Genomic DNA, 24,085 nt, shown 5'->3' with positions numbered 1-24,085 from the left:
GGTATGCTCTCTCGGCTCCGCTCACACCTCTCGGTCCGGCGACTGCTCGTCGTCGGTGTGATCCTCCTCGCCGCCGTCGCCGTTCTCGTCTTCAGTCAACCGTCGGTCGACGGCGTCGACAACCGGTTCGGCGAGGTCAACGAGACGGCGACGGTGATTGAGAGCGACCTCCGGGTCTCCAACCCGAACCCGATCGGGGCAAATCTCGGCGGCCTCACGGTGGATTACGCCGTCGACATGAACGGCATCCGGATGGCGACCGGTGTCAAGGACGGGGTCTCGATCCCCCGTGGCGAGTCGACGGTGCCGATGACGACGAGCCTCGCCAACGAGCGCATCCCGCCGTGGTGGGTGAGCCACATCCGAAACGGCGAGCGGACCGAACTGGCGGTCAACGCCGACGTCCACTCCTCGGTACTCGGGGCGTCCTTCGGCGCGCCGAAGGTGACGCGGACCATCGAGACCGACATCATCTCGGCGTTCAACTCCACCGAGCGCCGACCGGTCGGCGAGGAGGGAGCGAACGGCGAACCGATCCTCTACATCGAGGAGACGAGCGCCCAGTGGGGGTCGGTCGACGAGTCGGCGACCCGGATCGACATGCGCTTCGTCGTCTCCAACCCGAACCCGTACCCAGTCCCCGTCTCCGAACTCGGTTACGAGGCGACGATGAACGGCGTCGAGATGGGGTCGGGAGCGACCGAGGGCCACGGCGTGATCCCGCCGGGCGAGACCCGAACGATCCGCGCGACGACGGTGTTGAACAACGAGAACATCGACGAGTGGTGGGTGACCCACCTGAACGACGACCAGGTGACCGAACCCCGCATCGACTTCGCCGCGCGGGTCGAGCTCCCGACGGGCACGGTCGAGATACCGATGGATCCCCTGACCTACACGGAGACCATCGAGACGGACATCTTCGGCAACAAAGAGGGGTCGAACGGGGCCGAGGGTGACGACGGAACGGCGACGCCGACGCCGGCCGACGACGGGGACGGGAGTGAGACAGCGACGCCGACAGACGGCGACGGCGGAACGACGACTTCCACCCCAACCGCGACGCCGACAGACGGCGACGGCGGAACGACGACTTCCACCCCAACCGCGACGCCGACACCCGCCTCCACCGACGACGGTGGCCTCCTCGACGACGGAGAGACGGCGACGCCGACCGCCGAACCGACCGCGACGCCGACACCCGTCCCCACCGACGACGGCGGCCTCCTGGGTGTGCGCTCGCCGGGCGACGTGACGGAACCGGTCAGGTAGGCGCCGCTACTCGATCGCGACGTGTTCCGACTCCTCGTTGAGCGCGAGGTTGGCGGCGATTTCCGCGTTTCGCATGGCGTACTGTGCGGTCTGCTGGAGGCTGACGAGTACCTCGCGGGTCCGCAGGAGTTCGACCTTCGTCATGTCGGGAAGGTCCTTGATGATCTCGAGTTCGCGGTCGCTGATCTCCTCGAACATCCGCCCGACTGCGATGGCCTTGTCGTAGTCGCGTTCGACGACGGCTTCGACGGCGGTCGCCGTGATCTCGTCGACCTGCTCGGTGTAGTCACGGATGCGCCGCATCGTCGACCCGTCGACGTCGAGGGTGTTGTTCGTCGCGTCGAGGGCGATGTTGCCGATGTCCTCGGCGTTGTCCGCGGTGAGTTCGAGGTTCTTCGCCACCGAGCGGTAGCCGATCAGTGGGAACCCGGACTCGAGACCGACCGCCCGCGCCAGGTTCGGGTTCTGGTAGGCCATGAAGATCAGACGAAGCAGGAGGACGAATATCTTGTTCGCCTGTCGCTCGCGGTTCAGCGCCCGTTCGGCCAAGTCCGCGTTGCCGTGGGCGATGGCCTTCACCGACTCGTTGCGCATCGTCCCGCCGGTGTTCTCGAGGCGTTCGAGGAGGTTGTCGAGCGTGAAGTCCTCGGGGTCGACCGAACACCGGATGGCGATCCGTTCTGGCGTCTCCTCGATGACGCCGAGGCCCATCAGTTGGGTCTCGGCCCGGTAGACGGCGTTGATATGTTCGCTGTCGAGTGCGCCCTCTGACTTCGTGATGTGGATGACGCGCCGCCCGAGGACGTACTGGGCGACGATGGCTCGTTCGAGGGCGCCAGCGTCGAGGTTGTCGGCGTTGATCGTCGCGGTCGACCCCTCGGTGCTCGCCGACTCCGGGAGGACGGTCAGCGTCCCCTTTCCGCCCATCCGAAGCGACACCTCGTCGCCTTTCTCGACGTCGTGTTCCTTGGCCCACTCCGCCGGGAGCGTCATCGCCAGCGTCGACGGTCCCAGCCGTTGGACTTTCCGTGTCTCCATACGACACGTATCCCATCCAGAGACCTTAATCTTCACCATTCGCCATAATACATCATAAATGCTGTTGATGTCCGGCGATTCAGGCGACTTCCAGCAGTCGGGACTCGAAGCGACCGACGCGAACGCGGGCCCACCCCCGAAGTTCGGCGTCGAGGTCCGGATCGTCGGTGTCGACGTGGAGCCGCCCGATATCGTCGAGTTTCGTCCGCGAGGCGACGATTTCGACCTCGCACCGACGGATGACCGCCGGTGAGAGCTGTGGGTTCCCCCGGCCGAAGACGAACCCCTGCCCGCCGATGGGCGAGACGACGATCACGTTGCGCTCGCCCAGACAGTCGAGGATCGCCGACTCGCTCGCGTCGGCCGCGAGCACCTCGCCGTCGCGCCACACGTCGACCCCGAGCGGCGAGCCCTCGAACCCCAGCGCCGCCTTGATCGCACCGACGGTGCTCCCCGGCCCGAGGACGTACGTCACCTCGGGGTCGACCTCGGCGGCGAACCCTTCCGCCAGCGACTCGACGTTGCCGCTGCCCGTCTGTTTCGACGACTGGAGGTCCTCGCCGACCGGCACTCGCGCCACCGCCCGGAGCTCCGGGTCGACCGACCCCTCGCGGTAGGCGTCCTCGTCGATGTCGATCACCTCCCGGCGCTCGATTCGCTCGAAGGTTGCGATTACGTCCGCCGCGTCTTCGGGCGAGACGGCGAAGACCGAGGAGTACACCTTCACGCCCGCGGGCACGCCGAGCATCGGCACGTCGGTCCCGGAGAGGGCGTCGGCCACGTCCGCCGCGGTGCCGTCCCCGCCGACGAAACAGACCAAGTCGACGCCCGCCTCGAGGAACGCCTCGACCGCCGCTCGCGTGTCGTCGGCGTCCGTCTCCGTGTCCGATGGTTCGCCCACCACGTCGGGGTCGTAGCCCGCCTCGCGGGCGAGCGCCGCACCCATCGGATCGTCCCACGTAACCAGCGTCGCGTCGCCCACACGATCGGCGATGGCCGCGAGCGCACGGCTCGCCCGGTCCGGTGCCCGGGGGTCGGCCCCCTTGGCGCGGGCCTCCTCGACCTTCCCGTCCGTCCCCTTCAGGCCGACCCGCCCGCCCATGCCGGCGATGGGGTTGACCACGAAGCCGATTCGCATACTGAGGGCTAGGGGCCGGCGGGGAAAAAGCGACGCGACTGGTGACGAAAACTTAAGCGACTGCCACTGATAGGGACGGGTATGAACCCACTCTTTCCGCTACAGAACGGGGAACCCCTCCCCATCGCGGAGACCGGTCTGGCCGTACTGCTCGCCAGTCTCGCACTGACGGTCCTCTGGTTGCTGTATCTCGGGCGATAGGCGGTCAGGCGGGGTCGACCCGCTGTCGGAGCCACGCGGCCGCGGCCGACGCCGTCTCCGGGTCGGCCGCGGTCAGTTTCAGGCGAACGTCGTCGCCGGGGTAGCTTCCGACGGTCACGTCGAACTCCTCGCGGACGGCCTCGATACGGTCGATGAGTGCGCTCTCGGGTTCGGCCGTCCGCACCACCTCGACGTGGGTGCGGTCGCCCTCGAACTCCTCGATGATACCCTCGAACATCGCCTTCATCTCGTCGGGGACGCCCGGCAGGACGTAGACCCGGTCGAGGGCGGCCCCCGGCGCGACACCCTCGGGGTTGGGGAGCAGCCGCGCCCCGGTGGGGAGGTGTGTTGTCCCCTCGGTGAGGTCGGCGGCGGCGTAGTCGCCGTGGTCGGTCAACCACTCCTCGGCCGCCTCGCTGTGGACCACCTCGCGGCCGAACGCCGTGGCGACACCCTCCATCGTCACGTCGTCGTGGGTCGGACCCACGCCGCCGGTGACGACGACGGCGTCGTACTCCGCGCGGTACTCGTTGACGACGCGCGCGATGTCGGCGACGCGGTCCGGAACCGTAGTGATACGCTCGACCGACACCCCACGCTCGTCGAGGCGGTCACAGAGCCACGACGCGTTCGTGTCGACCGTATCCCCGGAGAGTAGTTCGTCGCCGACGGTGACGACCGCGACTCGCATACGCCGACGTAGGTGGCCGAGGTTGAAAACTACCGTGACACCGATCGGGCGTGGGCTCGGTGTCCGGCTACCCCATCCCGGGTGGCGGGTCGTCGCCGAACTCGTCGTCGCCGGTCTCCACGTCCAGACCAAGTTCCTCGCGTCGCCGCCGGAGCGCCTCGATGCGGCGCTTGTAGTAGAACCCGCCACCGATGCCCACCGCGACCAGCACCGCCGCCGCGGCACCGAAGATCAGCAGGTCGCGCTGGAGGTAGAACTGCACCGAGATGGCGTCGGTCTCGACGCTCTCCCAGCGGACGATCCGGCGGTCACCCTCGGCTTCGACCTCGTACCCGCCGGGGCTGGCCTGCCCGAACGGGAACACCGCGATACGACGGTTCGGCGGCAGGACGACAGCGTACGACCCGTTGACGAACGTCGGGAGGCTGAACCGCTTGGGTGTACTGGAGGAGGTGAAGGCGAGTTGGCCGCCGCCGTCGGCCGGCGCGTCGTCGGGCAGCGTCACCGACACACGCTCGCGAGACCGGTTCACCGAGCCGCCGCGGGCGACGAGTTCCGTCCCCGAGATCACCGTTCCGTTGGGATAGCGATAGCGGACCGCCGAGACGGGGATGGCGTTTCGGCCGCCGAAGCCGTCGCGACGGAACAACTCCATCGAGGAGTCGTCGAGTGCGTACACGGCCTGGAACTGGGCGTCCTCGGTGATCGTGATGTGGGCGTCGACGTCGCTGCTCCAGACGTACGGCGACGGCGGGTCCTCGTCGAGTTGCTCGGCGGAGACCGACCCCCCGCCGAAGAAGCCGGCACATCCCGACGTGAGGAGTAACGCGGCGAGCGCGAGCGGGAGCAGGTGACGCCGGTTCATCTATCCGGGAATGACGCATTTCAGCTCCGCGGGGAGGTACTCGCCGACGCTGGCGAGCAGTCCCGGCGGGTCGGTCCCCTCGGCACAGACGACGCTCTGTTCGAGTAGCCCCAATCGCTCGACAGTGACGATGTCGCGGGCGTGGCCCGCGCGGTTGACCGTCGCCCGCACCTCACCACGAGTGGCGCTGTTGACGTTCAGCCGGCCGGTGTCGCCGCGAGCCCACCCGAACAGCCGGTCGCGCTCGACGTCGGCCAGACGCGGCGGGTCGCCCGCGGTGAAGCGCAGGGGGAGGTGCTGGACCAACCCGAAGCGGTCCCGGATCTGTGACGGCGACCCCGGCCCCAGTCCGAGTTCGTCGGCCGGGATCCGGATCCGCTCGCCGGCGTCGAGGACGATCCCCCCCTCGTCCCACGACATCAGCGTCCCGACGTACGTCTCGCCGTCCTCGAAGCCGGTGCCGATCGTCCCCCACTCCTCGCCGAGGGCGTTGCGCGCGGCCACGGCGTCGTCGCCGGTGATGGTCACCGAGACGAAGTCGTCGTGGCGGACGCCGACCTCCCACTCGACGTCGAGGTCACCGATGGCGTTGTCGACCAGCGCGTCCATCCCGTCGAGTGCCCGCTCGCGGGCGTCGCCCTCGACGTAACACTTGGTTGCGAGGACGACCATCAGCGGGTGACGTCCACGTTGAGTTCGTTTCGGAGCTCCTCGATACGCCGTTCGGTCGCCTCGACGAGTTCGTCGTTCTCCATCGGTTCGAGCGGCGCGCCCGTCTCCGGACACTGGAAATCGAACTCCATCGCCTCGCTGAACTCGAAGCGGATGCCCGCCGGTTCCGACAGGTAGAACTCGTGGGTTCGCTCGTACTCCAGGCGCTCCTCCAGCGCGTCGAGCAGGCGGTGCATCTCCTCTTCGAGGTTCTCCGGGATGTTCTCGTACTCGAACGTCCAGAGGTACGTGAGCCACCCGGAGTCCTCGTCGCGGACGCGACGGTACTTGGCGAGGTCGTTCTCGTAGAGGATAAAGAGGGCGCGACGCACGTCGTTCAACTCCAATTCGAGTTCCTCCGCGAGTTCCTCGTCCGTCACCTCGCCGTCCGGCGGCGCGGCGGCGACCGGCATCCCCGTCGGCCCGACGAGCTCGTGGAGGTACTTCTGAATCACCGGATCGCTCAGCAACTCCTCAAAAGCCATTGTGTGTCGTTCGGAGCGGCGGCGATTTAAACGCCACGGTGACACCGGCCACCCGTCGGGTGGCGTTCGAACCCCGTCAGGCCCGTTCGGGTTCGTCCTCGGGGTCCTCGTCGTCGCTCTCGGATCCCGATTCCGCAGTCCCGTCCCCCTCCTCCCGCCCGCGGGCGAGTTCGGCGTCGATGTCGTCCTCGACGTCGTCGAGCGAGGCCACGGTGAGCACGTTTCCGCCACCGGGATCGACGACCAGTATCTCCGCCCCGACGGGGATCTCGCCGTCCAACGAGCGGGCGGCGTAGTTGGGGTCGAACCCACCTCTGTCGAGTTTCACCACGCCGGACTGTTCGGTGACACGCTCGGTCACGCGCCCAGTCCGACCACGGAGCGAGTCCGAGTCGCTCGTCCTGCCGGCGGCCGCGTCGCCGTAGAAGTTGAACCGACGGTAGCCGACCAGCGCGAGTGCGCCGAAGACGAAGACGAGCACGCCGAGTACGGCCGGACCGGCGAGCGGGCCGAGCACCATCCCGACGAGACCGGCGGCGAGCAGCGCGACCCCCAGCACGGCGAAGTGGGCTCCCGGAGCCATCGCCTCCGCGATGGAGAGGACGAGCCCCGCCGCCACCAGCAACAGCGGGAGCGTCTGTGGCCCGAGTTCGATCCCCGTCTGCAGGAGGTCCATGGGGACGACCATACCCGACGGTTTGGGCCGCGTGCGTTTATACTACCGGCCGCCGGATCGACCCCGATCGCAGGTCAGTGCTCGGTCACGTCGTCGTCGGCGTCGACGGGTGGGGAGCCGTCACCGGCGTCGAGAAAGCCGTGGTACGGACAGACGTACTCGTCCCGGATGAGCTGTTCGTCCACGATCTCGAGGCCGATGTCGTCGAGCTCCTCGGCGATGCGGTTGAGGTCGTCGTGATCCTCGCCGATGGCGTTGACGTACACGTTGCGCTTGCCGGTCATGATCTCGCGGACGGCCGTGACGCCGTGGATCTTCCGGGCCTCGTTCGCGAGGCTGTCACGCTCGGTGACCGGTGCCGTGCAGATGATCTTGGTGTACAGCGGGTAGCCCGCCAGATCGTAGTCGATGTCGATGTGGTAGCCCCGGATGATGCCGCTCTCCTCGAGTTTGTTGAGCCGCGTCCGAACGGTGCTCGACGACAGATCGAGTTGCTTCGCGATGTCGCTCGACGACGTCCGCCGGGCGTCCTGCTGGAGGTAGTAGAGGATCGACCTGTCGACGGAGTCCAGTTCGCCGTCCTTCATCGTGCCAACGGTTTCGACACGACGAACATTACTATTCTGGTCGGGCCACAAGGCTGATAACTGGACGCACGTCCCCTCCGGTATGACCACATCCCCGAGCATCGCGGTCGTCCACTACCCGGAGGGGGCGGGCCATGCGACCCGGATGCTGGCCGTCGCGAACGCCCTCGCCGACGCGGGCGCCGAGGTGTCCGTCGCCGGCGGCGGTGCCGGCCAGGCGTTCGTCGCGCTCAACGGCTACGACGCGTTCGAACCGACGGCAGTCGACTACATCGACACGTACCAAGGGGGGTCGTTGCGGGGGGTCCTCGCCCGGAGCCTCCCCGCGACGACGGCACGCGTGACCGAACTCGTCCGCTGGCTCCGGGAGACGGATCCGGACGCCGTCGTCACCGACGACATGTTCGCGGCGATGGCGGCCGTCAGGACCGACACGCGGTTGTACGCCCTGAAACACGACCTCCCGGCGCTGTACGACGACCGGATCGAACGCGCCGGGGCCGCGTTCCACACCGACGTCCAGCGCACTGCCGCCGAACGCCTGTTCTATCCGGCGGTGTGGCCCCGCACCGAGTCGGAACCCGACGGCGTGACCCGAGTCCCGCCGGTCGCGCTGACCGGGGCGGCCGAGCCGGAGCCCCGGGACGTCGCCGACGTCTTCGTCGTGCCGAGCCACTACTCGGAACTCGACCGGATCGCCGGGACGCTGGACGCCCCCGACTACGACGTCACCAACGTCGCCGACGACGACTGGGAGACGACCCCGTCGCTGCTCCCCTACCTCCGGGCGGCCGACCTCGTGATCTGTTCGGGCTACTCGACGGTGATGGACGCGGCCGTCGCCGAAACCCCGTGTATCGTCCACCCCGCGACCGACGAACAGCGGGCGGTGGCCGACCGGATCGAGCGGTTCGACCTCGACGGGTTCGCCGTCGCCGAGACACCGTTCGACGTCGTGGAGGCGGTCACCGCGCCGCCGGGGGCACCGAACTACGAGAACGGTGCCGACCGCATCGCGAGGAGCGTCCTGAGGGACGTGGAGACGGAGGCCCCCGACGAGACAGAGGGTGACGCCGACCCCGAGACGGGCAGGGTTCGGGCGGCCGCGGCGACGGCGACCGAGGGGTTGGCACGGGTCGGGGCGGCCGGGCGCGACGCCGCGTCGGTTGCCATCGGCGGGCTCCGCCGAGGGGTCGAGCGGAGTGTCGCCGCCGGACGAACCCTCGCGACCGAGGTCACCTCGCGGGTACGGGCGACCGCGTCGGGGTGTCGCCGGTACGCGGCCGCGTCGGTCGTCGCACTGCTCGTCGGCTCTGTCTTCGTCCGCGGGCGAACCGCCCGTTCGGGCCGACGGTTCGCGGGCGCGGTTCGGGCCGGAGGAGGTCGCTTACGCGGGGCGGCCACCCGGGTCGGCGTCGGGGCGGCGCGGGCGCTCTCGGACGTCGCGGACAGGCTTCGCCACGGCGTGCGAACGGGGATCGAGACGGCGCGCTGACGGCGATATCGGGGGCGACCGACGCGGTCGTCAGAAGACGAACCGTTCGAGCAACCGACGCCCGAGGGGTGGTCGACGATCGGCCCGCGGGTAGACGGTGACGGTCGTACAGCCGGGATTCGGGACGAACGAGTCGTCGTCGAAGAGGGCGCTCCGAAGCCGGTGATCGTCGCCGCTTCGGACGAGGAGGTCGGGCGGTGACCGTGTCCCGCCGTCGGGCCAGGCGGAACCGGCACGGATCGGCACCGACAGCGTCTCCGAGAGGTCCGTCCGGTAGTCGTCCATGGTGGTTCGGTGTTGCTCCGTGGTGTCGGTGTCGTCGGGGTACCACAGCGAGATGTGGCCGCCGTTGGCGTCCGCGACGGCACCCGCGACGGTCACGGTCGGCGGCGAGAACGGGGTTCCGTCGCCCGCGAGGACGACGTGTTCGGGGTCGTCGTAGCCGAGGTTGTCGACGAGGAGCACGTCGCAGGGTGCGTGTCGGACGACCCAGTCGACGGGGTCGCCGAGCAGTCGCGAGCGGAGGCGGAGCGGTTCGTGTTCGGCGAGGATCGCGTCGATGCCGTGCCCCTCTGCGAAGTTGACGATGGCGTGTTTCGTGTCGTGGCTGACGACCTCGTCGGCCTCGACCGCGACGCCGACCTCGTCGGCGAGCGCCTCGATCCGCGTCTCGAAGGAGACGTCCGCCGAGGACTGGACGGTGGCGTCCTCGGTGAGTGGTGCCTGGTCCGGAATCTCCTCGAACCGGACGACGATCACGCGCCCGTCGTCGGGACGCACGACGTCGGCGGCCAGGGCGACGAGGGCGCGTTCGCGGTCGTGGCCGATCTCCTTCGGGAGCGCGACGAGCACCTCGTGGGTGCCGTCCTCGGTCGCGTCCGCGACGTCCGTGAGTGCGTCCCGGCCGACCTGTCGGCGGATCGCGTCCGTCGCGACGCCCTCCCGGCGGACCCGCGGTCGGACGTAGGCGGCGTACCAAAGGACGCTCCCGACGACGATGACGAGGGCGCCGAGGAGCGCGATCGGCCCCATCTGTGTCAACAGGAGGACACCCGTGACCGCGCCGAAGCCTTGCATCCACGGGTAGAGCGGCGATCTGAACGGCGGATCGTACTCGGCGTTCCCCTCGCGGAACGCGACGACGGCGACGTTGATCAGCGCGAACACCATGATCTGGAACGCGCTGGCCAGTTTCGCGATGTCGAGGATCGGGACGAAGGCGATGAGCACCAACAACACGGCACCCGTGAGCGTGATCGAGGTGACCGGCGTGCCGAATCGGTCGCTGACGCCCGACAGCGACGGCGGGGCGAGACCGTCCCGACTCATCGCGAACGGGTAGCGCGACGAGGAGAGGATGCCCGCGTTGGCCGTCGAGACGAGTGCGAGGATGGCCGCGAGGATCACCGCGACGACACCGACCTCCCCGAGTGTCACCGCCGCGGCGTCGGCGACCGGCGTCAGCGATCCGGCGACGGTTCCCGGATCGGTGATGCCGACCAGCACGGCGACGATGGCGACGTACAGGACGGTCGTGAACGCGAGCGAGCCGAGGATGCCGAGCGGGATGTTCCGACTCGGATCCTCGACCTCCTCGGCGACGCTCGCGACCTTCGTGACCCCGGCGTAGGAGACGAACACGAGTCCGGTCGCGGCGAGGAGGCCGCCGATCCCGTCGGCGAAGAAGTCGGCGTAGTTGGCCGACTGCACGCCCGGCGCGCTCCCGGCGGCGAACCACCCCAGCGCCGCCAGCATGACGACGACGATAGCGACCTGGAGCCGCCCGGTCTGTTTCGCGCCGATCAGGTTCACCAGAATCAGGACTCCCGCCAACCCGAGGGCGACGGGTTTCAGCGGCAGGTCGAAGAGGAGGAGGAGGTACGGCACGCCGCCGACGAGGGCGAGTGCCCCCTTGAACGAGAGGGAGAACCACGTCCCGACGCCGGCGACCGTTCCGAGCAGTGGACCCATCCCGCGTTCGATGTAGATGTACGTCCCCCCCGCTTCGGGCATCGCGGTGGCCATCTCCGACTTCGAGAGGGCGGCCGGCACCACGAGCAACCCGGCGAGGAGGTACGCGAGAATCACCGCAGGACCGGCGATTTCGAGGGCGAGCGCCGGCAGAATGAAGATGCCACTGCCGATCATCGCGCCGATACTGATCGCGAGAACCGACGGGAGTCCGAGGTCGCGTTCGAGTTCCTTCATCGCTCGGCCTCGTCCACGTCGTCGGTCACGACGCTGGTCGATCGTCCGCGCGTGTACCGATATGATCGGACGTCCCTGTGTGGGTCCATGCTTCCGTAGTGCCCGTACTTATTCGACGGAACAGCATAAACTAGCCGGTTTGAATGACGGTTCGTCAATGAAAGAACCGTATATAACGTACCTGTCTCCTCATCGGTCGTCACGGCGGCGACTCGGATCGACGGACATCCGGCGTACCGAGGTGACCGCCGGTACTCAGTCGACGTCCTCGTCGTCGTCCTCGGCGGCGGCAGCCGCCTCCAGATCGTCGAGGGACTCGGGGATGCGGTGGGCGACCAGCCACAGGGTCAGCCGGTAGACGCCGTAGCCGACGGCCAGCAACACCGCCAAGTCGATGACATAGAGTTCGAGGAACTCGAGGGGTGTGACCCGTCCGAGAATCAGGTCGCCCGTGATGACGAGAAAGCCGAGGGTCAACACGAGGAGGACCACCGGAGCGAGAAGCACCAGAAGCCCGAGAACCAGAAGGATGATCCGGTTCTGTGAATCGAGAGATATCATACCTGTGGTTTCGTCAGTACGAACAAAAGACTATTGACGATCTGCCGGAATCAAAGGCTTCCGACGGCCGCGTAGAAGACGAACACCGAGAGCGCGACGCCGAGGAGGACGAACACGACGTTCTCCAAGACGGGCGTCTCGGGGTCGATAGTGTCCGGTTCGGGGGCGTCCTCGCCGACGTCGTCGACGGCGAACCGCCACTGGGACTCACCGTTCTCGCCCTCGGCGTCCGTGGCGTCGTCGGGTCGCTGGCTCATAGCGCCCGATAACGGCCGCCGAGTGAAAGGGGTACCGACCGCGTCAGTGTTCGTGTGGCCGTACGTCGCCGTCGTAGACGACGCCCCGGTCGGCGTGGAGCGTGACCGTCGCGCCGTCGGCCACCTCGTCGGGGAGGGGCGCACCGCTGATCATCGGGACGGCGTGTTCGCGCGCGACCAGTGCCGCGTAGCTCGTCATACCGGGACGGGCGTCGACGACCCCGCCGATGCGGTCGGTGTCGCCGGAGAACTCCCCGTCGAACGTCGCGGGGAGGACGACGATGCCCCCGGCCGGCACACCCGACAAGTCGCCGTCCGCACAGCGAAACACCGGCCCGGTGACCCGCCCGCCGACGACGTTCCGGCCCGTGGCGACCGCTTCGGAGGCGACGTGGACCTTCAGCATGTTCGTGGTGTTGGTCCCCTCCAGTTCGGTCATCATCCCCGAGAGGACGACCACGGTGTCACCGCTCTCAGCGACCCCGGCGTCGATGGCCGTGTCGACGGCGGCGTCGATCATGTCGTCGATGTCGTCGCGGTAGGGGGCGTACTGGGCGTCGATCCCCCACGAGAGCGCGAGTTGGCGGCGGACGGGGTCGCGGGGTGTCGTCGCCACCACCGGGACTTCGGGGCGGAACTTCGCCGTCGCGCGGGCCGTGTACCCCGACTCCGAGACGGCGACGACGGCCGCGGCCCCGAGGTCGCGCGCGAGATACCGGGCCGCCCGCGCCAGCGCCTCGGTCTGGGAGCCCTCGGCCGCCTTCGGCACTCGCCGCTCGGTCGACTCGGTGTACGCGTCGCTCCCCTCAACCTCCTGGACGATCCGGTTCATCGTCTCGACGACGCGAACGGGATGCTCGCCGATGGCCGTCTCGCCCGACAGCATCACCGCGTCCGTCCCGTCGAGGACGGCGTTGGCCACGTCGGAGGCCTCCGCCCGCGTCGGCCGGCGCGAGGAGACCATCGAGTCCAGCATCTCCGTGGCCGTGATGACGGGGACGCCCGCGTCCTGTGCGCTCTGGATGATCCGCTTTTGGACCATCGGGACGTGTTCGAGGGGACACTCGACGCCGAGGTCACCCCGGGCGACCATCACGGCGTAGGCGGCGTCGACGATGCCCTCGACGTGGTCGACCGCGTCCGCGCGTTCGATCTTGGCGACGACGGGGATGTCGCCCCCGAGGTCCTCGATGGCGGAACTGACGGCGTAGACGTCGTCGGCGTCGCGGACGAAACTCGCCGCGACGAAGTCGGCGTCCTCCTCGACGGCGACCTCGAGGTCGCGGCGGTCCGACGCCGTGATCACGTCGAGGTCGAGGTCGACTCCGGGGACGTTCACGCCCTTCCGACTCCCGAGTTCGCCGCCGGAGACGACGCTCGCGGTCACGGTCTCGCCGTCGACCGACTCGACCCGCGTCTCGATCCTGCCGTCGTCGAGGAGGACCGTATCGCCCGGGTCCACCGCACCGATGGCGTAGGAGAGGCCGACCTCTTCGGGCGTCGCGGCGTCACCCTCGACGAACCGGACCGTCGAGTCCGCCGCCAGATCGATCGGCTCGTCGAGGAGAGCAGTCCGGACCTCCGGCCCCTGCAGATCGAGCATCGACGCGAGTGGATCGTCGATGGCCTCGTCGACGGCGTGGATGCGTCGGACGAGTTCGGCGCGTTCGTCGTGTGAGCCGTGGCTCGCGTTGAGGCGGGCTACGGCCATGCCTGCGTCTGCGAGTTCGCGGATCGTCGCCCGGTCGTCCGAGGCGGGACCCAGCGTGCAGACGATCTTCGCTCGTCTCATACCGCGTCCTTCGACGGGGTGGGTCAAAAAGCCGGTTGCGACGGGGATCAGCGAACCCGCTCGCCGGGGACCGCGTCCCCGACCGTCGTCAGCAGGTCGGCCTCCTCGCCGGCCGCGAGGATCATCCCGTCCGACTCGACGCCGAACAGTTCGGCACGTTCCAGGTTCGCCAACACGATCACGCGCGTCCCCGGCAGCGAATCGAGGTCGTGGAGCCGTTTGATGCCGGCGACGATCTGTCGCTCCTCGACGCCGATGTCGACGACGAGTCGGGCGAGGTCGTCCGCACCCTCGATCCCCTCGGCCTCGATGATCTCGCCGACGCGGATATCGAGCGATTCGAAGGTGTCGAAGTCGATCCGGTCGTCGATGACGGGGTCGAGGTCGGAGTCGGAGTCGGAGTCGGGAGCGCCGTCCCCGTCGTCGCTCTCACCGTCGGCCGCCTCGACGCGTTCGGCCAGTTTCGCGTTGAGTTCCTCGACGCGTTCCTCGGGGATCTTCTCGTACAGTTCCGTCGGTTCGTCGAGGTCGGCGGCCGGCGGCTCCAGCGCCGCTCCGACCTCGGCGTCGGTGACCGAACCCTCGCCGCCGACCTGCGACCAGAGGCGCTCGCAGGAGCCGGGCGCGACCGGGGCGAAGAGGACGGAGACGGCCTTCGCGACCTGCACGCAGTCACGGATGACCTGCGCCGCGCGGTCGGGGTCCTCGTCGACGAGGTTCCACGGCTCGTTGCGCTGGATGTACTCGTTGCCGAAGGCGGCCAGCGAGACGGCGGCGTCGCCCGCCTTCCGCACCGAGTAGTCGTTGACGGCGGCTCGGAACTCGTCGATGGCCGCCTCGATGCGCTCGCGCACCTCCTCGGAGATGCCGGCCTCCGGGTCGGGCGTCCCGCCGAACTCCCGGTGGGCAAAGAGGAGCGCCCGGTAGGCGAAGTTGCCGACCGTGCCGACGAGTTCGTTGTTGACGCGTTCGCGGAACCGCTCCCACGAGAAGTCGACGTCCTGCTGGAAGCCGCCGTTGGTGGCGAGGTAGTACCGGACGAGGTCGGGATCGAACCCCTCGTCGAGATACTCGTCGGCCCACACCGCGCGGTTGCGCGAGGTGGAGAACCCCTGCCCGTTGAGCGTGATGAACCCGCTGGCCATCACGGCCCGGGGTTCGGCGTAGTCGGCCCCGTAGAGCATCGCGGGCCAGAACACCGTGTGGTGCTGGATGATGTCCCGACCGATGACGTGGACGATCTCGCCGCCCTCGCCCTTCCACGCCTCCTCCCAGTCGAAGACATCGGCCCCGACGCGCTCCGTGTACTGCTTCGTCGAGGAGACGTACTCGATGGGGGCGTCGACCCAGACGTAGAGGACCAGATCGCTCTCGCCGTCACCGTCCTCCGGTCGGTTCTCCGAGGAGCGTGGCTCCTCGCCGTCGGGATAGTCGATCCCCCAGTCCATGTCGCGGGTGATACACCAGTCGCGGAGTTCGCCCTCGATCCACTCCCGGGGCTGGTTGCGGGCGTTCGGGGTACCCTCGAGACGGTCGATGAACTCCCCGAGATACTCCTGGAACGCGGAGACACGGAAGAACTCGTGGGTCTGCTCGCGGTACTCCGCCGGGTTCCCGGTGATCGTGCTCCGTGGGTCCTCGATCTCGCCGGGTTCGAGGTGGCGGCCACACCCCTCGTCGCACTCGTCGCCGCGGGCGCGCTCCCCGCAGTAGGGACAGGTCCCCTCGACGTAGCGGTCCGGGAGCGACTGGTCCTCGGCCGGATCGTAGGCCACCATGATCTCCTTCTCGTAGAGGTGGTCGTTCTCCGCCAGCGCACGGACGATTTGGGTCGTCAGTTCGACGTTCGTCTCGTCGTGGGTGTGGCCGTAGTTGTCGAAGTCGACGCGGAACTTCGGGAACGTCTCCTCGTAGGTCTCGTGCCAGTCCAGCGCGAACGACTCGGGGGAGACGCCCGCCTCCTCGGCGTTGACCGCGACGGGCGTGCCGTGCATGTCCGACCCCGAGACGAAGGCCGTCTCCTGGCCGAGTTTGCGCAGGGCGCGCGCGTAGACGTCGCCGCCGACGTACGTCCGCAGGTGCCCGATGTGGAGGTCGCCGTTGGCGTACGGCAACCCGCAGGTCACCACCGCTGGCCGGTCCGTGGGGAACTCTTCGTGACTCATACCCGTTCACAGGAGGATGGCACCCTAAAGCCCGCCGATTCTCACGCCTTCGGCGTCGCGGCGATGGCGACGTAGGACCCCTCGCGCGCCGGCCGGTCGACGGTCACGACCCGTCGGACCGCGAGGCCGGCGTCCTCGAGACAGCGCCGCCAGTACGTCTCGTGGTCGTCGACGCCGTCGGGCGTGATCGGCAGTTCCAGCAGGCCGACCGTCCCGTCGTCGGCACACACCCGCCGGAGTTCCGCGAACGCCGCGTCCCGCTTGGCTGCGGGGAGGTCGTGGGTCACCCGGCAGGCGGTGACGGCGTCGAACGCCCCGTCCGCGACGGGGAGGCGCGCGGCGTCGCCCGCGACCGGCGCGACGTCGAGGCCAGCGCGAGCGCCGTTCCGCCGCGCCAACTGCGGCCCGTTGCCCAGGATGATCCGGTCGTCGAACACGTCGAGGCCGACGACCCGGCAGCCGTCGGGCAGGTGTGGGGCGAGACCGACCAGCGACCGGCCGGAGCCACACCCCACGTCGAGGACACGGTCGGCGTCGTCGAGAGCGAGGACCGTACCGAGAGCGTCGTACTTCGGTCGGTCGAGCGTCCACGGCGGTGGCGAACAGAGACGACGAGTCGTATCGGCCCCTCGGACGAACGCACCGATCCCGAGGACCGCCGCGGCGGCGCGGACCACCCGCCCGCCACGGCGAAACGCCACGACCGACGCGACGAGGACGAGAACCGAGCGGGCGATCCGACGGAGTCGCTCGCGCCAGTGGTAGACGCCGAAGAAGTACGGCGGCCACGGACGAGTGAGAGTCACACCGACACGTCGTCCGGAGCCGACATGTAGCTACCGGGCGATGGATTCGTCGGTCGAGGAACGATACCACGGCACGTGGGGTCGACCGGGTGACGGTGCGCCGACGACTCGACCCGGTCCGGTGGGTCGCCGTCGTCTACGGGAGGTTCCGAACGGCTCAGTCGGACTCCAGATCGCCACTCCGGATCACCCGCTCGGCGGCGGCGAGGGTGGCTTCGGCGTCGAAGTCGTCGACGATCCGCGTCAGCGTCTCGCGGTCGGCGTCCGCCAGATCACGGGCGTGGGCGGTGATCGCGGGGACCGCCCGCAGGATGTTGTCGACCACGGGCACGTCCGCGACCCGTGCCGATCGCGACAGCGGGTTCAGATCGATCACGATCTCCACCTTGCCGAGGGCGGCGAGCGCCGACGCACGGTCGCCGTCCTCCAGAGGGACGAGGACCACGTCGGCGTCGGCGATGCCGTCGGCGTCGACCTTGGCGCGTTCGTGGTCGAGGTTCGGGAGGCGGGCGTCGGCCCGGAGCCCCTTCACGTCGGTCGCGCCGTGGTCGCGGAGGTACTCGGCGATGGCGGTCACCCGATCCTCGGTGCGGTTGAACAGGTTCACCTCCAAGTCCGCGTCGACGGCCGCCGCGAGGGCGACGAGTTCGGTCGGCACGAGCGCCGCCGCGTTGCCGTTCACCGAGACGACGGGGTGCTCGGCGAGCAGGAGGTGGGCGGCGGCCGCCCGCGCTGCGTCGTCCGCCGAGGGGAGCGTCCGCTCGCCGAGCAGGTAGTCGAAGGCCTCGCCGCGCCCCTGTGCGATCAGCCCCTGTCTGCTGGTGATACCCTCGTCGACGCCGTCCTCGATGCGGTGGCGCGTCACCAGCGAGTCGTGGCGGGGGTGGTCGTCCGGAATCTCGGCCTCGGCCATGCTCGCTCGAAGTCCCGCACCGAATAAAAACGCCGCGATCAGGACCGGTCCGGCGCGACGAGGTGTGCGCCAGCCTCGCAGGTTCGACACGCGTCGGCGTCGACGCCCGCATCGGAGAGGCCGGTCCCGAGCGCGAACACCGTCTCGCCCAGCATCGCCATCGACGCCTCGCCGCCCGCGTCGACCACGTCGTCGACGACGCCACGCACCCGGTCGGTCGGCAGATCCGTCTCCCGGGCGAACCGTCGGGCGGCCGCGAGCAGTTCGGGGAGCGTCGGGTGATCGACCAGGCGCGACAGCGCGCGGTCCCCGGCGTCGACGAGCGGATCGGTGTCGCCGGCGAGCACGTCGGCCGTCGAGAGGTCGCCGAACGTGACGTACTCGACGCGCCGGGTCGCGGGTACGCCGTCGAGACGGCCGTGAGGCGGCGCGCCGGGATCGAGGCGGATCGGAACCCCGCCCCGAGCCTGTGCCACCACGTCGCCCAGCCCGGTCCCCGCCAGCACCTCGGCGCGGTGGGCAAGCGCGACGAGGTCGTTCTCCGACCGACCGCGGTCGAGGGCGTGGTTCGCCGCGAGCGCCGCCCCGAGGGTGATCGCCCCCGAGACGCCAAAGCCCGTTCCGAGGGGGAGGTCGCTCTCCGCCGAGACGCACACGCCGTCGGCGTCGAGGGAGGCCAACACCGTCTCGACCGGCGGCATCGACAGCGGGTCGCCGTCGAGGGTGAGTCGCGGCTCCGGCGCGGCGTCGTCGACCCGGACGGTCACCCGGACGCCGTCCGAGAGCGTCACCCCGGCACCGCGCGACCCGGCACGAACCGGATCGTCGGCGCTACAGGGGCTGAAGAAGCCGGTGACGTGTCCGGGGACGAACACGGTGGCGTGGTCCGCCCACTCGTCGTCCATACGGTGACGAGGCGGCGGCGAGGATTAAGGCGTGTCGGAACCGGCCGCCCACGTCACTGACGCCCGTTCACGCCGCTCTACCCGTCGGGCGTCCACACGTACACCGCCGCGCGACACTCACAGACGTCGCCACAGTCGGGACAGACCGGGCGGTCCACGCGCCGATAGTACGTCTCGTCGGTCCCGTGGCGCTCGAACCCCGTCCGCTCGAACAGCGCCGAGGCGTCCCGCGTGTGTGGACGGAGCCAGGCGATCCCGACCGCCGCGTCGACGTCGTACGCGTCCCGGACGAAGTCGAGACGCGCCCGCATCAGCGCCGTTCCGATGCCGTTGCCCTCCCACTCCGGCGCGACGACGCCGGCGTGAAAGACCGCCACCGACTCGCCCAGATCGCGTCCCTCGAGCGCCACGTCGACCCAGTCGACCGCCGCGTCACGGGGAAAACGGATGACGACCCCGAACCCGACGACCCGTTCGACCTCGGTGGCGACGACCCCGTGGGCCGGCTTCTCGTCGTCGAAGACCGCGTCGAGGACCTTCGTTATCTCGAAGCCGGTGCGCCGCTCCCAGAGGTCGGTCATCTCGCTGCGGTCCACCGGTTCGGCGGGTCGGAGGTCGATCCTCGGCGGTAGCCTCGTGTGGCTCCCGTCGCTCATCGTCCCCACGGACCGTACGTCGTCACCATCAACGTTTCCTCGCCGCCGGAGCGGACACGAACGCACAACGGGCCGTCGAACCACGGCCGCCGACCACCGGCGCGGCGGTGGAGTCAAGTGCCGTCGTAAGCGTGATTCCACGACATGCGCGACGACGAGGGATCCGACCTACCGGAGACGATGGTCGAGGCCAGCGATGTCCTCGAGGACGAGTCGTTCTTCACGCCGACCGAGGAACTCCCGGACGACCCGGCGGCGCTCAAGGCTCACATCGAAGAACTGTACGTCCACCTCGCCCGCGCGTCGACGGTGCTGGAGTACGACGAAGATCTCGGCGAACGGCGACGGGTGGACTTCGAGGAGCGGACCGCCGAGGTCCGCGATCGTGCCGAGGAAGCGTCGAACCGGATCGACGACGTGGCGGACGACCTCCTCGGGTCCGAATCGGACGGAGGCTGACGGGACTCGCAGGTCCCACCGACCTCGCCCGACCGACACGGATGCTCCGACGGACTCAGTCTCTGTCGATCCCGTGTGAACACGCTCACGTCGCTCCGCTCGTTCCCTGCACCCGCTCGACAGGATCGTCTTCGTCCTACGGACTCAGACGCTGCCTGTCTCGCGGGAACAGCACGGCCTCGCGGATGTTCTCCAACCCGAGCATCGTCATCACGAGTCGCTCGACGCCGTAGGCCCACCCGGCGTGGGGCGGCATCCCGTACTTGAACATCCTCGTGTAGTAGTCGAACTGCTCGGGGTCGAGTCCCTGCTGTTCGAAGCCGGCGACGAGTTCGTCGTAGCGGTGCTCACGCTGTCCGCCCGAGACCAGTTCCATCCGCGGGTGCATCAGGTCAAAGCCCTTCGACAGTTGCGGGTCGTCGTCGTAGTCCTGGATGTAGAAGGGCTTGATCTCGGAGGGCCAGTCGGTGATGAAGTAGTGACCGCCAACGTCCGAGCCGAGCGCCTTCTCGGCCTCGGTGGGCAGGTCGTCGCCCCAGACGAGTTGCTCGTCGAGTTCGCCCGTGGCGTTGATCCGCTCGATGGCCTCCTCGTAGGTGAGCCGCGGGAAGTCGGCCTCGGGGACGGCGAAGTCGTCGTAGCCGAGTAGGTCGAGTTCGTCGGCGCAGTTCTCGGCGACGCCCTCGTAGGCGGCTTTGAGCGTCCCCTCACAGACGTCCATCGCCTCGTGGTGGTCGACGAACGCCGACTCGAAGTCGATCATCGTCGCCTCGTTGAGGTGGCGGGGGGTGTTGTGCTCCTCGGCGCGGAAGATCGGGCCGATCTCGAAGATCCGCTCCAGTCCGCTCCCGACCATCAACTGCTTGAACAGCTGTGGCGACTGGTTCATGAACGCCTCCTGCCCGAAGTAGGTGATCGGGAACAGTTCGGTGCCGCCCTCCGTGCCGGTGGCGACGATCTTCGGCGTGTTGATCTCCGTGCTCCCCACGGATCGGAAGTACTCCCGGACGGATCGCAGGATCTCGCTCCGGATCTCGAAGATGGCCTTCACCTCGGGCTTGCGGAGGTCGAGGGTGCGGTTGTCCAGCCGGGTCGGGAGTTCGGCGTCGACCTTCCCCGAAGGGTCCAGCGGGAGTTCGGGGTCGGCGTCCGCGAGCACCTCGACGGACTCGGGGACGAGTTCGAGACCGGTCGGCGCGCGTGGCTCCTCTTCGACCGCGCCCGTGACGGCGACGACGCTCTCGCGGTGGACGCCGAGCCCCGTCTCGACCAGTCCATCGTCCATCTCGTCTTTCTCGAACTTGATCTGGAGTTTGCCGGTGCGGTCCCGGAGGATCAGGAAGGCGATGCCGCCGAGGTCCCGGATCTCGTGGACCCAGCCGGCGACCGTGGCCGTCTCGCCGGCGACGGCGTCGGCCGCGTGCGTTCGGTTTTCCATACCTATCCGTATCGGATCACGTGCCTTAAACGCGCCCGTTTTCGCTCGCGCTCGGTAGCGACGCCCCACACCGCGTGACGACTCAGTCGACGCGGTACTCGCCGATCACGTCCGGATCGAGGGCGACGCCCAACCCCGGTTCCTCCGGGAGGGCGATCCGACCGTCCGAAAGCGTCGGCGGCGTCTCGAACAGCGCCTCGTACACCGGGAAGTCGGTTGGGTCGAACTCCAACCACTCGCAGGCCGGCGACGCGGCCATGACGTGCATCGACGCCGCGAGACCGACACCGGTGGTGAAACAGTGGGGAGTGACGACCGTGCCGTACGTCTCGGCGAGCGCACAGACTTTCTTCGCCTCCGTGATGCCGCCACAGCGCATCACGTCCGGCATGGCGTAGTCGACGGCGTCGGCCTCGAACAGGTCGTGAAAACCCCACTTCGTGTACTCGTTCTCGCCGGCGGCGATGGGGACGGAGAGTTCCTCCCGCAGGGCGGCCAGCCCCTCGACGTCGTACGGCGACAGGGGCTCCTCGTACCAGTAGACGTCGTACTCCTCCAGCATCCGACCGACCCGGCGGGCGTCCGGTCGGTCGTACCCGCAGTTCATGTCGACCATCAATGCCGTGTCGGGACCGATCGCCCCTCGCAGCGCCGCGACCCGCTTTTCGTCGGCGTCGATGCCGCGGCCGAGGTGGGTCTTGACGCCCGCGAACCCGCGGTCGACGTAGGATTCGGCGCGGTCGGCCATCGTCTCGGGATCCTGCCAGAACAGGTCGCTCGCGTACGGTTTGAGGTCGCCGTCGACGGGACCACCCAGCAGTCGGTAGACGGGGACGCCGTGGTGTTTGCCCGCGAGGTCCCACAGCGCGATGTCGACGCCGCTGGCCGCCGAGAGACCCTGTCCCTTCCGATCCTTGTACACGTCGTCGGTCACCATCGCCGCCCAGTGGCGCTCGATATCGAGGGGATCCTCGCCGATCAGGCGGGGCGCATACTTCTCCTCGACGATGCGCTCGACGATATAGGGCTCCGGCCCAACGCCCTCACCGATGCCCGTGATTCCGGCGTCCGTCTCCACGACGACGAACGCCGCGCCGCGCGCGTCGAGCGAGCGGTCCCGCGAGACGCCCAGCGGTCGCTCCAGCGGCACCTCGATCCGTTCGACGCGTACGTCGGTGATCTCCATCGGCGGCCCTTGGCGCGGTGCCGAGTAAAAACCCGGTGGCGAGGGTTTATGCTCGATCACGCGGCCACCCCGCCCCGGACCGATGACAGACGATTTCGATTCGCTGGTTCGGTGGCCGCTCCGCACGGACGAGTGGCCACGGACCGTCCTCGTCGGCGCACTGCTCGTCGCGACCGCCCCGCTGGTACTCCCGTCCGTCCTCCTCGCGGGATACGCGGTCCGCCTCCTCCGGACCGACTTCGACGACGGCTCGCTCCCGGCCTTCGACGACCCACGGTCGCTCGTGGGGACTGGGACGCGGGCCGCCGGCGTCGTCGTCGCGTACCACCTCCCGGCCGCGGTCCTCCTGACGGCCGGCGTCGGCGCGGCGTCGGCGTCCCTCCGGTGGCGAGCGCCGGCGACACTCCGGCCCGCGGCGGTCGTGGCATCGCTCACGTCGGGACCGCTCTCGGGGGCCCTCGCCCTCGCCGGGGCGGTCGTGCTTCCCGTCTGTGGTTACCTCGCGACCGTCGGGCTGACGGCGTACGCCACGACCGATGACGTGGCCGAGGCGTTCGCGGTCGGCCGGATCCGCAGACGGGCGCTCTCGATTGCCACCCTGCGGGCGTGGCTACTCGGCTCGCTCGTCACCGTCGTCACGGGGGTCTGTGCGATCGTGCTCGCGGCGGCCACCACAGCGATCCCTGGTGTCGGGCATCTCCTCGCCGGAGCCGTGCGGTTCTACGGCGGCGTCGTCGCCCTGGTGGTCTGGAGCGAGACGCTACCGGTCGAGGGGACCGAGAACCGAAACGAAAGCGGGATGCAGACGACCGAACCGGGGGCCGAACCGACGTGATCGTGGGGGCTACTCGTGGGCGTCGGAGACGCCCTCGACCGTCTCACGGACGGCGTCACAGCCTTCTTCGTGGAGCAGATCACCGACGACGACCACGTCGGCGTACCGACCCATCTCGTGGGCCGACTCGTAGTCGCCGATACCGCCGCCGTAAAAGAGGGTCGCCTCGTCGAGCGCGTCCGCGGCCGCTCTCACGACCTCGGGGTCGCCGAGCGTCCCGGAGTACTCGATGTAGACGATTTCCTGGCCGAACAGTTTCTCCGCGACCGCGGCGTAGGCGGCCACGTCGTCGGCCGACTGGTCGCAGTCGGCCTCCGTGTACTCCGCGACCGACGAGTCCGGGTTGAGGACGATGTACGCCTCGGTGTAGGTCCGACTCCAGTCGAGGCCGTTCTCGATGCGCACCCACTCCTTGTGCGCACCGGTGACCCAGAAACTGTCGCCGGCGTTGAACACCGTCGGGATCAGGTAGCCGTCCAACGCGTCGTCGTCGATGACGACCGCCGGGTTGGATGGCTCCTGGTACAGCGGGACGCCGTACTTCGCGCAGGCGTCGACGACTGCCGTCATCTTCTCTTTGGTCATCCCGGTCGTCCCCCCGATTTCGATGGCATCAGTTCCGGTGGCACAGACGTCCTCGAACGTCTCGCCCGCGACGAGGTCCTTGTCGGGGTCGACCTTGAGGACGTGGTCCCACTCGTCCCACGGCGTACTCATTGCCGAAGTGTACTCCGTGGAGCCGATA

The 24,085-nt window shown here is 68.9% G+C and carries 24 protein-coding genes; 4 read left to right on the top strand and 20 right to left on the bottom strand.

Annotated elements, in window-relative coordinates; genetic code table 11:
• Positions 1–3 precede the first annotated feature (3 nt).
• A complete protein-coding gene (locus tag NBT81_RS05195; RefSeq protein WP_338741573.1) occupies positions 4–1,272 on the top strand; it encodes an LEA type 2 family protein in 1,269 nt (422 codons plus the stop codon).
• A 6-nt stretch (positions 1,273–1,278) separates the two neighbouring features.
• On the opposite strand, the gene NBT81_RS05190 is transcribed toward NBT81_RS05195, so the two are convergent.
• From NBT81_RS05190 to NBT81_RS05155, 8 genes are all read right to left on the bottom strand, one after another.
• Positions 1,279–2,310, bottom strand: coding sequence for a phosphate uptake regulator PhoU (locus NBT81_RS05190; protein WP_338741570.1), 1,032 nt, complete (start codon positions 2,308–2,310; stop codon positions 1,279–1,281).
• A gap of 79 nt (positions 2,311–2,389) precedes the next feature.
• On the bottom strand, positions 2,390–3,448 hold the full coding sequence (locus NBT81_RS05185) for an ATP-NAD kinase family protein (RefSeq protein ID WP_338741569.1): 1,059 nt from the start codon (positions 3,446–3,448) through the stop codon (positions 2,390–2,392).
• A gap of 205 nt (positions 3,449–3,653) precedes the next feature.
• The gene (locus tag NBT81_RS05180) at positions 3,654–4,340 is read right to left on the bottom strand and encodes a competence/damage-inducible protein A (RefSeq protein WP_338741567.1); all 687 of its coding nucleotides are present in this window, start codon (positions 4,338–4,340) and stop codon (positions 3,654–3,656) included.
• A 67-nt stretch (positions 4,341–4,407) separates the two neighbouring features.
• Positions 4,408–5,205, bottom strand: coding sequence for a DUF5803 family protein (locus NBT81_RS05175; RefSeq protein ID WP_338741565.1), 798 nt, complete (start codon positions 5,203–5,205; stop codon positions 4,408–4,410).
• Complete coding sequence (locus NBT81_RS05170; RefSeq protein WP_338741564.1) at positions 5,206–5,877, bottom strand: DUF2110 family protein; 672 nt, start codon at positions 5,875–5,877, stop codon at positions 5,206–5,208.
• Positions 5,877–6,401, bottom strand: coding sequence for a transcription factor (locus NBT81_RS05165; protein ID WP_338741563.1), 525 nt, complete (start codon positions 6,399–6,401; stop codon positions 5,877–5,879). The genes NBT81_RS05170 and NBT81_RS05165 overlap by 1 nt, the downstream gene beginning before the upstream one ends.
• A gap of 76 nt (positions 6,402–6,477) precedes the next feature.
• Complete coding sequence (locus tag NBT81_RS05160) at positions 6,478–7,089, bottom strand: NfeD family protein (protein ID WP_338741561.1); 612 nt, start codon at positions 7,087–7,089, stop codon at positions 6,478–6,480.
• A 62-nt stretch (positions 7,090–7,151) separates the two neighbouring features.
• Positions 7,152–7,664 carry an Lrp/AsnC family transcriptional regulator gene (locus NBT81_RS05155; RefSeq protein WP_338741559.1) on the bottom strand — a complete coding sequence of 171 codons (513 nt, stop codon included), beginning with the start codon at positions 7,662–7,664 and terminating at the stop codon, positions 7,152–7,154.
• Positions 7,665–7,746: 82 nt separating this feature from the next.
• On the opposite strand from NBT81_RS05155, the gene NBT81_RS05150 reads away from it, so the two are divergent.
• The gene (locus tag NBT81_RS05150; protein ID WP_338741557.1) at positions 7,747–9,159 is read left to right on the top strand and encodes a hypothetical protein; all 1,413 of its coding nucleotides are present in this window, start codon (positions 7,747–7,749) and stop codon (positions 9,157–9,159) included.
• A 30-nt stretch (positions 9,160–9,189) separates the two neighbouring features.
• Here the strand turns inward: NBT81_RS05150 and NBT81_RS05145 are convergent, their stop codons facing one another.
• The 9 genes from NBT81_RS05145 to NBT81_RS05105 form a co-directional block, all read right to left on the bottom strand.
• A complete protein-coding gene (locus tag NBT81_RS05145; RefSeq protein WP_338741554.1) occupies positions 9,190–11,367 on the bottom strand; it encodes an amino acid permease in 2,178 nt (725 codons plus the stop codon).
• A gap of 255 nt (positions 11,368–11,622) precedes the next feature.
• Complete coding sequence (locus NBT81_RS05140) at positions 11,623–11,928, bottom strand: hypothetical protein (RefSeq protein ID WP_338741551.1); 306 nt, start codon at positions 11,926–11,928, stop codon at positions 11,623–11,625.
• 50 nt (positions 11,929–11,978) lie between these two features.
• Positions 11,979–12,185, bottom strand: coding sequence for a DUF7312 domain-containing protein (locus NBT81_RS05135; RefSeq protein WP_338741548.1), 207 nt, complete (start codon positions 12,183–12,185; stop codon positions 11,979–11,981).
• A 43-nt stretch (positions 12,186–12,228) separates the two neighbouring features.
• Positions 12,229–13,977 carry a pyruvate kinase gene (pyk, locus tag NBT81_RS05130; protein WP_338741546.1) on the bottom strand — a complete coding sequence of 583 codons (1,749 nt, stop codon included), beginning with the start codon at positions 13,975–13,977 and terminating at the stop codon, positions 12,229–12,231.
• A 47-nt stretch (positions 13,978–14,024) separates the two neighbouring features.
• Positions 14,025–16,142, bottom strand: coding sequence for a methionine--tRNA ligase (gene metG / locus NBT81_RS05125; RefSeq protein ID WP_338741543.1), 2,118 nt, complete (start codon positions 16,140–16,142; stop codon positions 14,025–14,027).
• Positions 16,143–16,183: 41 nt separating this feature from the next.
• Positions 16,184–16,948 carry a class I SAM-dependent methyltransferase gene (locus NBT81_RS05120; protein ID WP_338741540.1) on the bottom strand — a complete coding sequence of 255 codons (765 nt, stop codon included), beginning with the start codon at positions 16,946–16,948 and terminating at the stop codon, positions 16,184–16,186.
• A gap of 157 nt (positions 16,949–17,105) precedes the next feature.
• Complete coding sequence (locus NBT81_RS05115; protein WP_338741537.1) at positions 17,106–17,861, bottom strand: 4-phosphopantoate--beta-alanine ligase; 756 nt, start codon at positions 17,859–17,861, stop codon at positions 17,106–17,108.
• 38 nt (positions 17,862–17,899) lie between these two features.
• Complete coding sequence (locus NBT81_RS05110) at positions 17,900–18,766, bottom strand: pantoate kinase (RefSeq protein WP_338741534.1); 867 nt, start codon at positions 18,764–18,766, stop codon at positions 17,900–17,902.
• A gap of 77 nt (positions 18,767–18,843) precedes the next feature.
• A complete protein-coding gene (locus NBT81_RS05105; RefSeq protein ID WP_338741532.1) occupies positions 18,844–19,422 on the bottom strand; it encodes a GNAT family N-acetyltransferase in 579 nt (192 codons plus the stop codon).
• A gap of 144 nt (positions 19,423–19,566) precedes the next feature.
• Here NBT81_RS05105 and NBT81_RS05100 point away from each other — a divergent pair, with 144 nt between their 5' ends.
• Entirely contained in the window at positions 19,567–19,881 is a 315-nt protein-coding gene (locus NBT81_RS05100; RefSeq protein WP_338741529.1) for a hypothetical protein, read from the top strand.
• A gap of 136 nt (positions 19,882–20,017) precedes the next feature.
• Here the strand turns inward: NBT81_RS05100 and aspS are convergent, their stop codons facing one another.
• Positions 20,018–21,319, bottom strand: a complete 1,302-nt coding sequence (gene aspS / locus NBT81_RS05095; RefSeq protein ID WP_338741526.1) for an aspartate--tRNA(Asn) ligase — start codon at positions 21,317–21,319, stop codon at positions 20,018–20,020.
• 82 nt (positions 21,320–21,401) lie between these two features.
• Positions 21,402–22,505, bottom strand: coding sequence for a mandelate racemase/muconate lactonizing enzyme family protein (locus tag NBT81_RS05090; RefSeq protein WP_338741524.1), 1,104 nt, complete (start codon positions 22,503–22,505; stop codon positions 21,402–21,404).
• Positions 22,506–22,587: 82 nt separating this feature from the next.
• On the opposite strand from NBT81_RS05090, the gene NBT81_RS05085 reads away from it, so the two are divergent.
• A complete protein-coding gene (locus tag NBT81_RS05085) occupies positions 22,588–23,340 on the top strand; it encodes a DUF4013 domain-containing protein (RefSeq protein WP_338741522.1) in 753 nt (250 codons plus the stop codon).
• Positions 23,341–23,349: 9 nt separating this feature from the next.
• Here the strand turns inward: NBT81_RS05085 and NBT81_RS05080 are convergent, their stop codons facing one another.
• Entirely contained in the window at positions 23,350–24,057 is a 708-nt protein-coding gene (locus tag NBT81_RS05080) for a phosphoglycerol geranylgeranyltransferase (RefSeq protein WP_338741520.1), read from the bottom strand.
• Between the last annotated feature and the right edge of the window lie 28 nt (positions 24,058–24,085).

It is taken from the genome of Haloplanus sp. CK5-1 (genome assembly GCF_037201915.1).
Taxonomy (GTDB): Archaea; Halobacteriota; Halobacteria; order Halobacteriales; family Haloferacaceae; genus Haloplanus; species Haloplanus salilacus.
The sequence above is the reverse complement of the archived record's forward strand: the minus strand, read 5'-3'. Positions and strand labels throughout refer to the sequence as shown.

Coding starts and splice junctions, on each gene's coding strand:
- NBT81_RS05195 (WP_338741573.1), top strand. CDS start 4: ATGCTCTCTCGGCTCCGCTCACACCTCTCGGTCCGGCGACTGCTCGTC.
- NBT81_RS05190 (WP_338741570.1), bottom strand. CDS start 2,310: ATGGAGACACGGAAAGTCCAACGGCTGGGACCGTCGACGCTGGCGATG.
- NBT81_RS05185 (WP_338741569.1), bottom strand. CDS start 3,448: ATGCGAATCGGCTTCGTGGTCAACCCCATCGCCGGCATGGGCGGGCGG.
- NBT81_RS05180 (WP_338741567.1), bottom strand. CDS start 4,340: ATGCGAGTCGCGGTCGTCACCGTCGGCGACGAACTACTCTCCGGGGAT.
- NBT81_RS05175 (WP_338741565.1), bottom strand. CDS start 5,205: ATGAACCGGCGTCACCTGCTCCCGCTCGCGCTCGCCGCGTTACTCCTC.
- NBT81_RS05170 (WP_338741564.1), bottom strand. CDS start 5,877: ATGGTCGTCCTCGCAACCAAGTGTTACGTCGAGGGCGACGCCCGCGAG.
- NBT81_RS05165 (WP_338741563.1), bottom strand. CDS start 6,401: ATGGCTTTTGAGGAGTTGCTGAGCGATCCGGTGATTCAGAAGTACCTC.
- NBT81_RS05160 (WP_338741561.1), bottom strand. CDS start 7,089: ATGGTCGTCCCCATGGACCTCCTGCAGACGGGGATCGAACTCGGGCCA.
- NBT81_RS05155 (WP_338741559.1), bottom strand. CDS start 7,664: ATGAAGGACGGCGAACTGGACTCCGTCGACAGGTCGATCCTCTACTAC.
- NBT81_RS05150 (WP_338741557.1), top strand. CDS start 7,747: ATGACCACATCCCCGAGCATCGCGGTCGTCCACTACCCGGAGGGGGCG.
- NBT81_RS05145 (WP_338741554.1), bottom strand. CDS start 11,367: ATGAAGGAACTCGAACGCGACCTCGGACTCCCGTCGGTTCTCGCGATC.
- NBT81_RS05140 (WP_338741551.1), bottom strand. CDS start 11,928: ATGATATCTCTCGATTCACAGAACCGGATCATCCTTCTGGTTCTCGGG.
- NBT81_RS05135 (WP_338741548.1), bottom strand. CDS start 12,185: ATGAGCCAGCGACCCGACGACGCCACGGACGCCGAGGGCGAGAACGGT.
- pyk (WP_338741546.1), bottom strand. CDS start 13,977: ATGAGACGAGCGAAGATCGTCTGCACGCTGGGTCCCGCCTCGGACGAC.
- metG (WP_338741543.1), bottom strand. CDS start 16,142: ATGAGTCACGAAGAGTTCCCCACGGACCGGCCAGCGGTGGTGACCTGC.
- NBT81_RS05115 (WP_338741537.1), bottom strand. CDS start 17,861: ATGGCCGAGGCCGAGATTCCGGACGACCACCCCCGCCACGACTCGCTG.
- NBT81_RS05110 (WP_338741534.1), bottom strand. CDS start 18,766: ATGGACGACGAGTGGGCGGACCACGCCACCGTGTTCGTCCCCGGACAC.
- NBT81_RS05105 (WP_338741532.1), bottom strand. CDS start 19,422: ATGAGCGACGGGAGCCACACGAGGCTACCGCCGAGGATCGACCTCCGA.
- NBT81_RS05100 (WP_338741529.1), top strand. CDS start 19,567: ATGCGCGACGACGAGGGATCCGACCTACCGGAGACGATGGTCGAGGCC.
- aspS (WP_338741526.1), bottom strand. CDS start 21,319: ATGGAAAACCGAACGCACGCGGCCGACGCCGTCGCCGGCGAGACGGCC.
- NBT81_RS05090 (WP_338741524.1), bottom strand. CDS start 22,505: ATGGAGATCACCGACGTACGCGTCGAACGGATCGAGGTGCCGCTGGAG.
- NBT81_RS05085 (WP_338741522.1), top strand. CDS start 22,588: ATGACAGACGATTTCGATTCGCTGGTTCGGTGGCCGCTCCGCACGGAC.
- NBT81_RS05080 (WP_338741520.1), bottom strand. CDS start 24,057: ATGAGTACGCCGTGGGACGAGTGGGACCACGTCCTCAAGGTCGACCCC.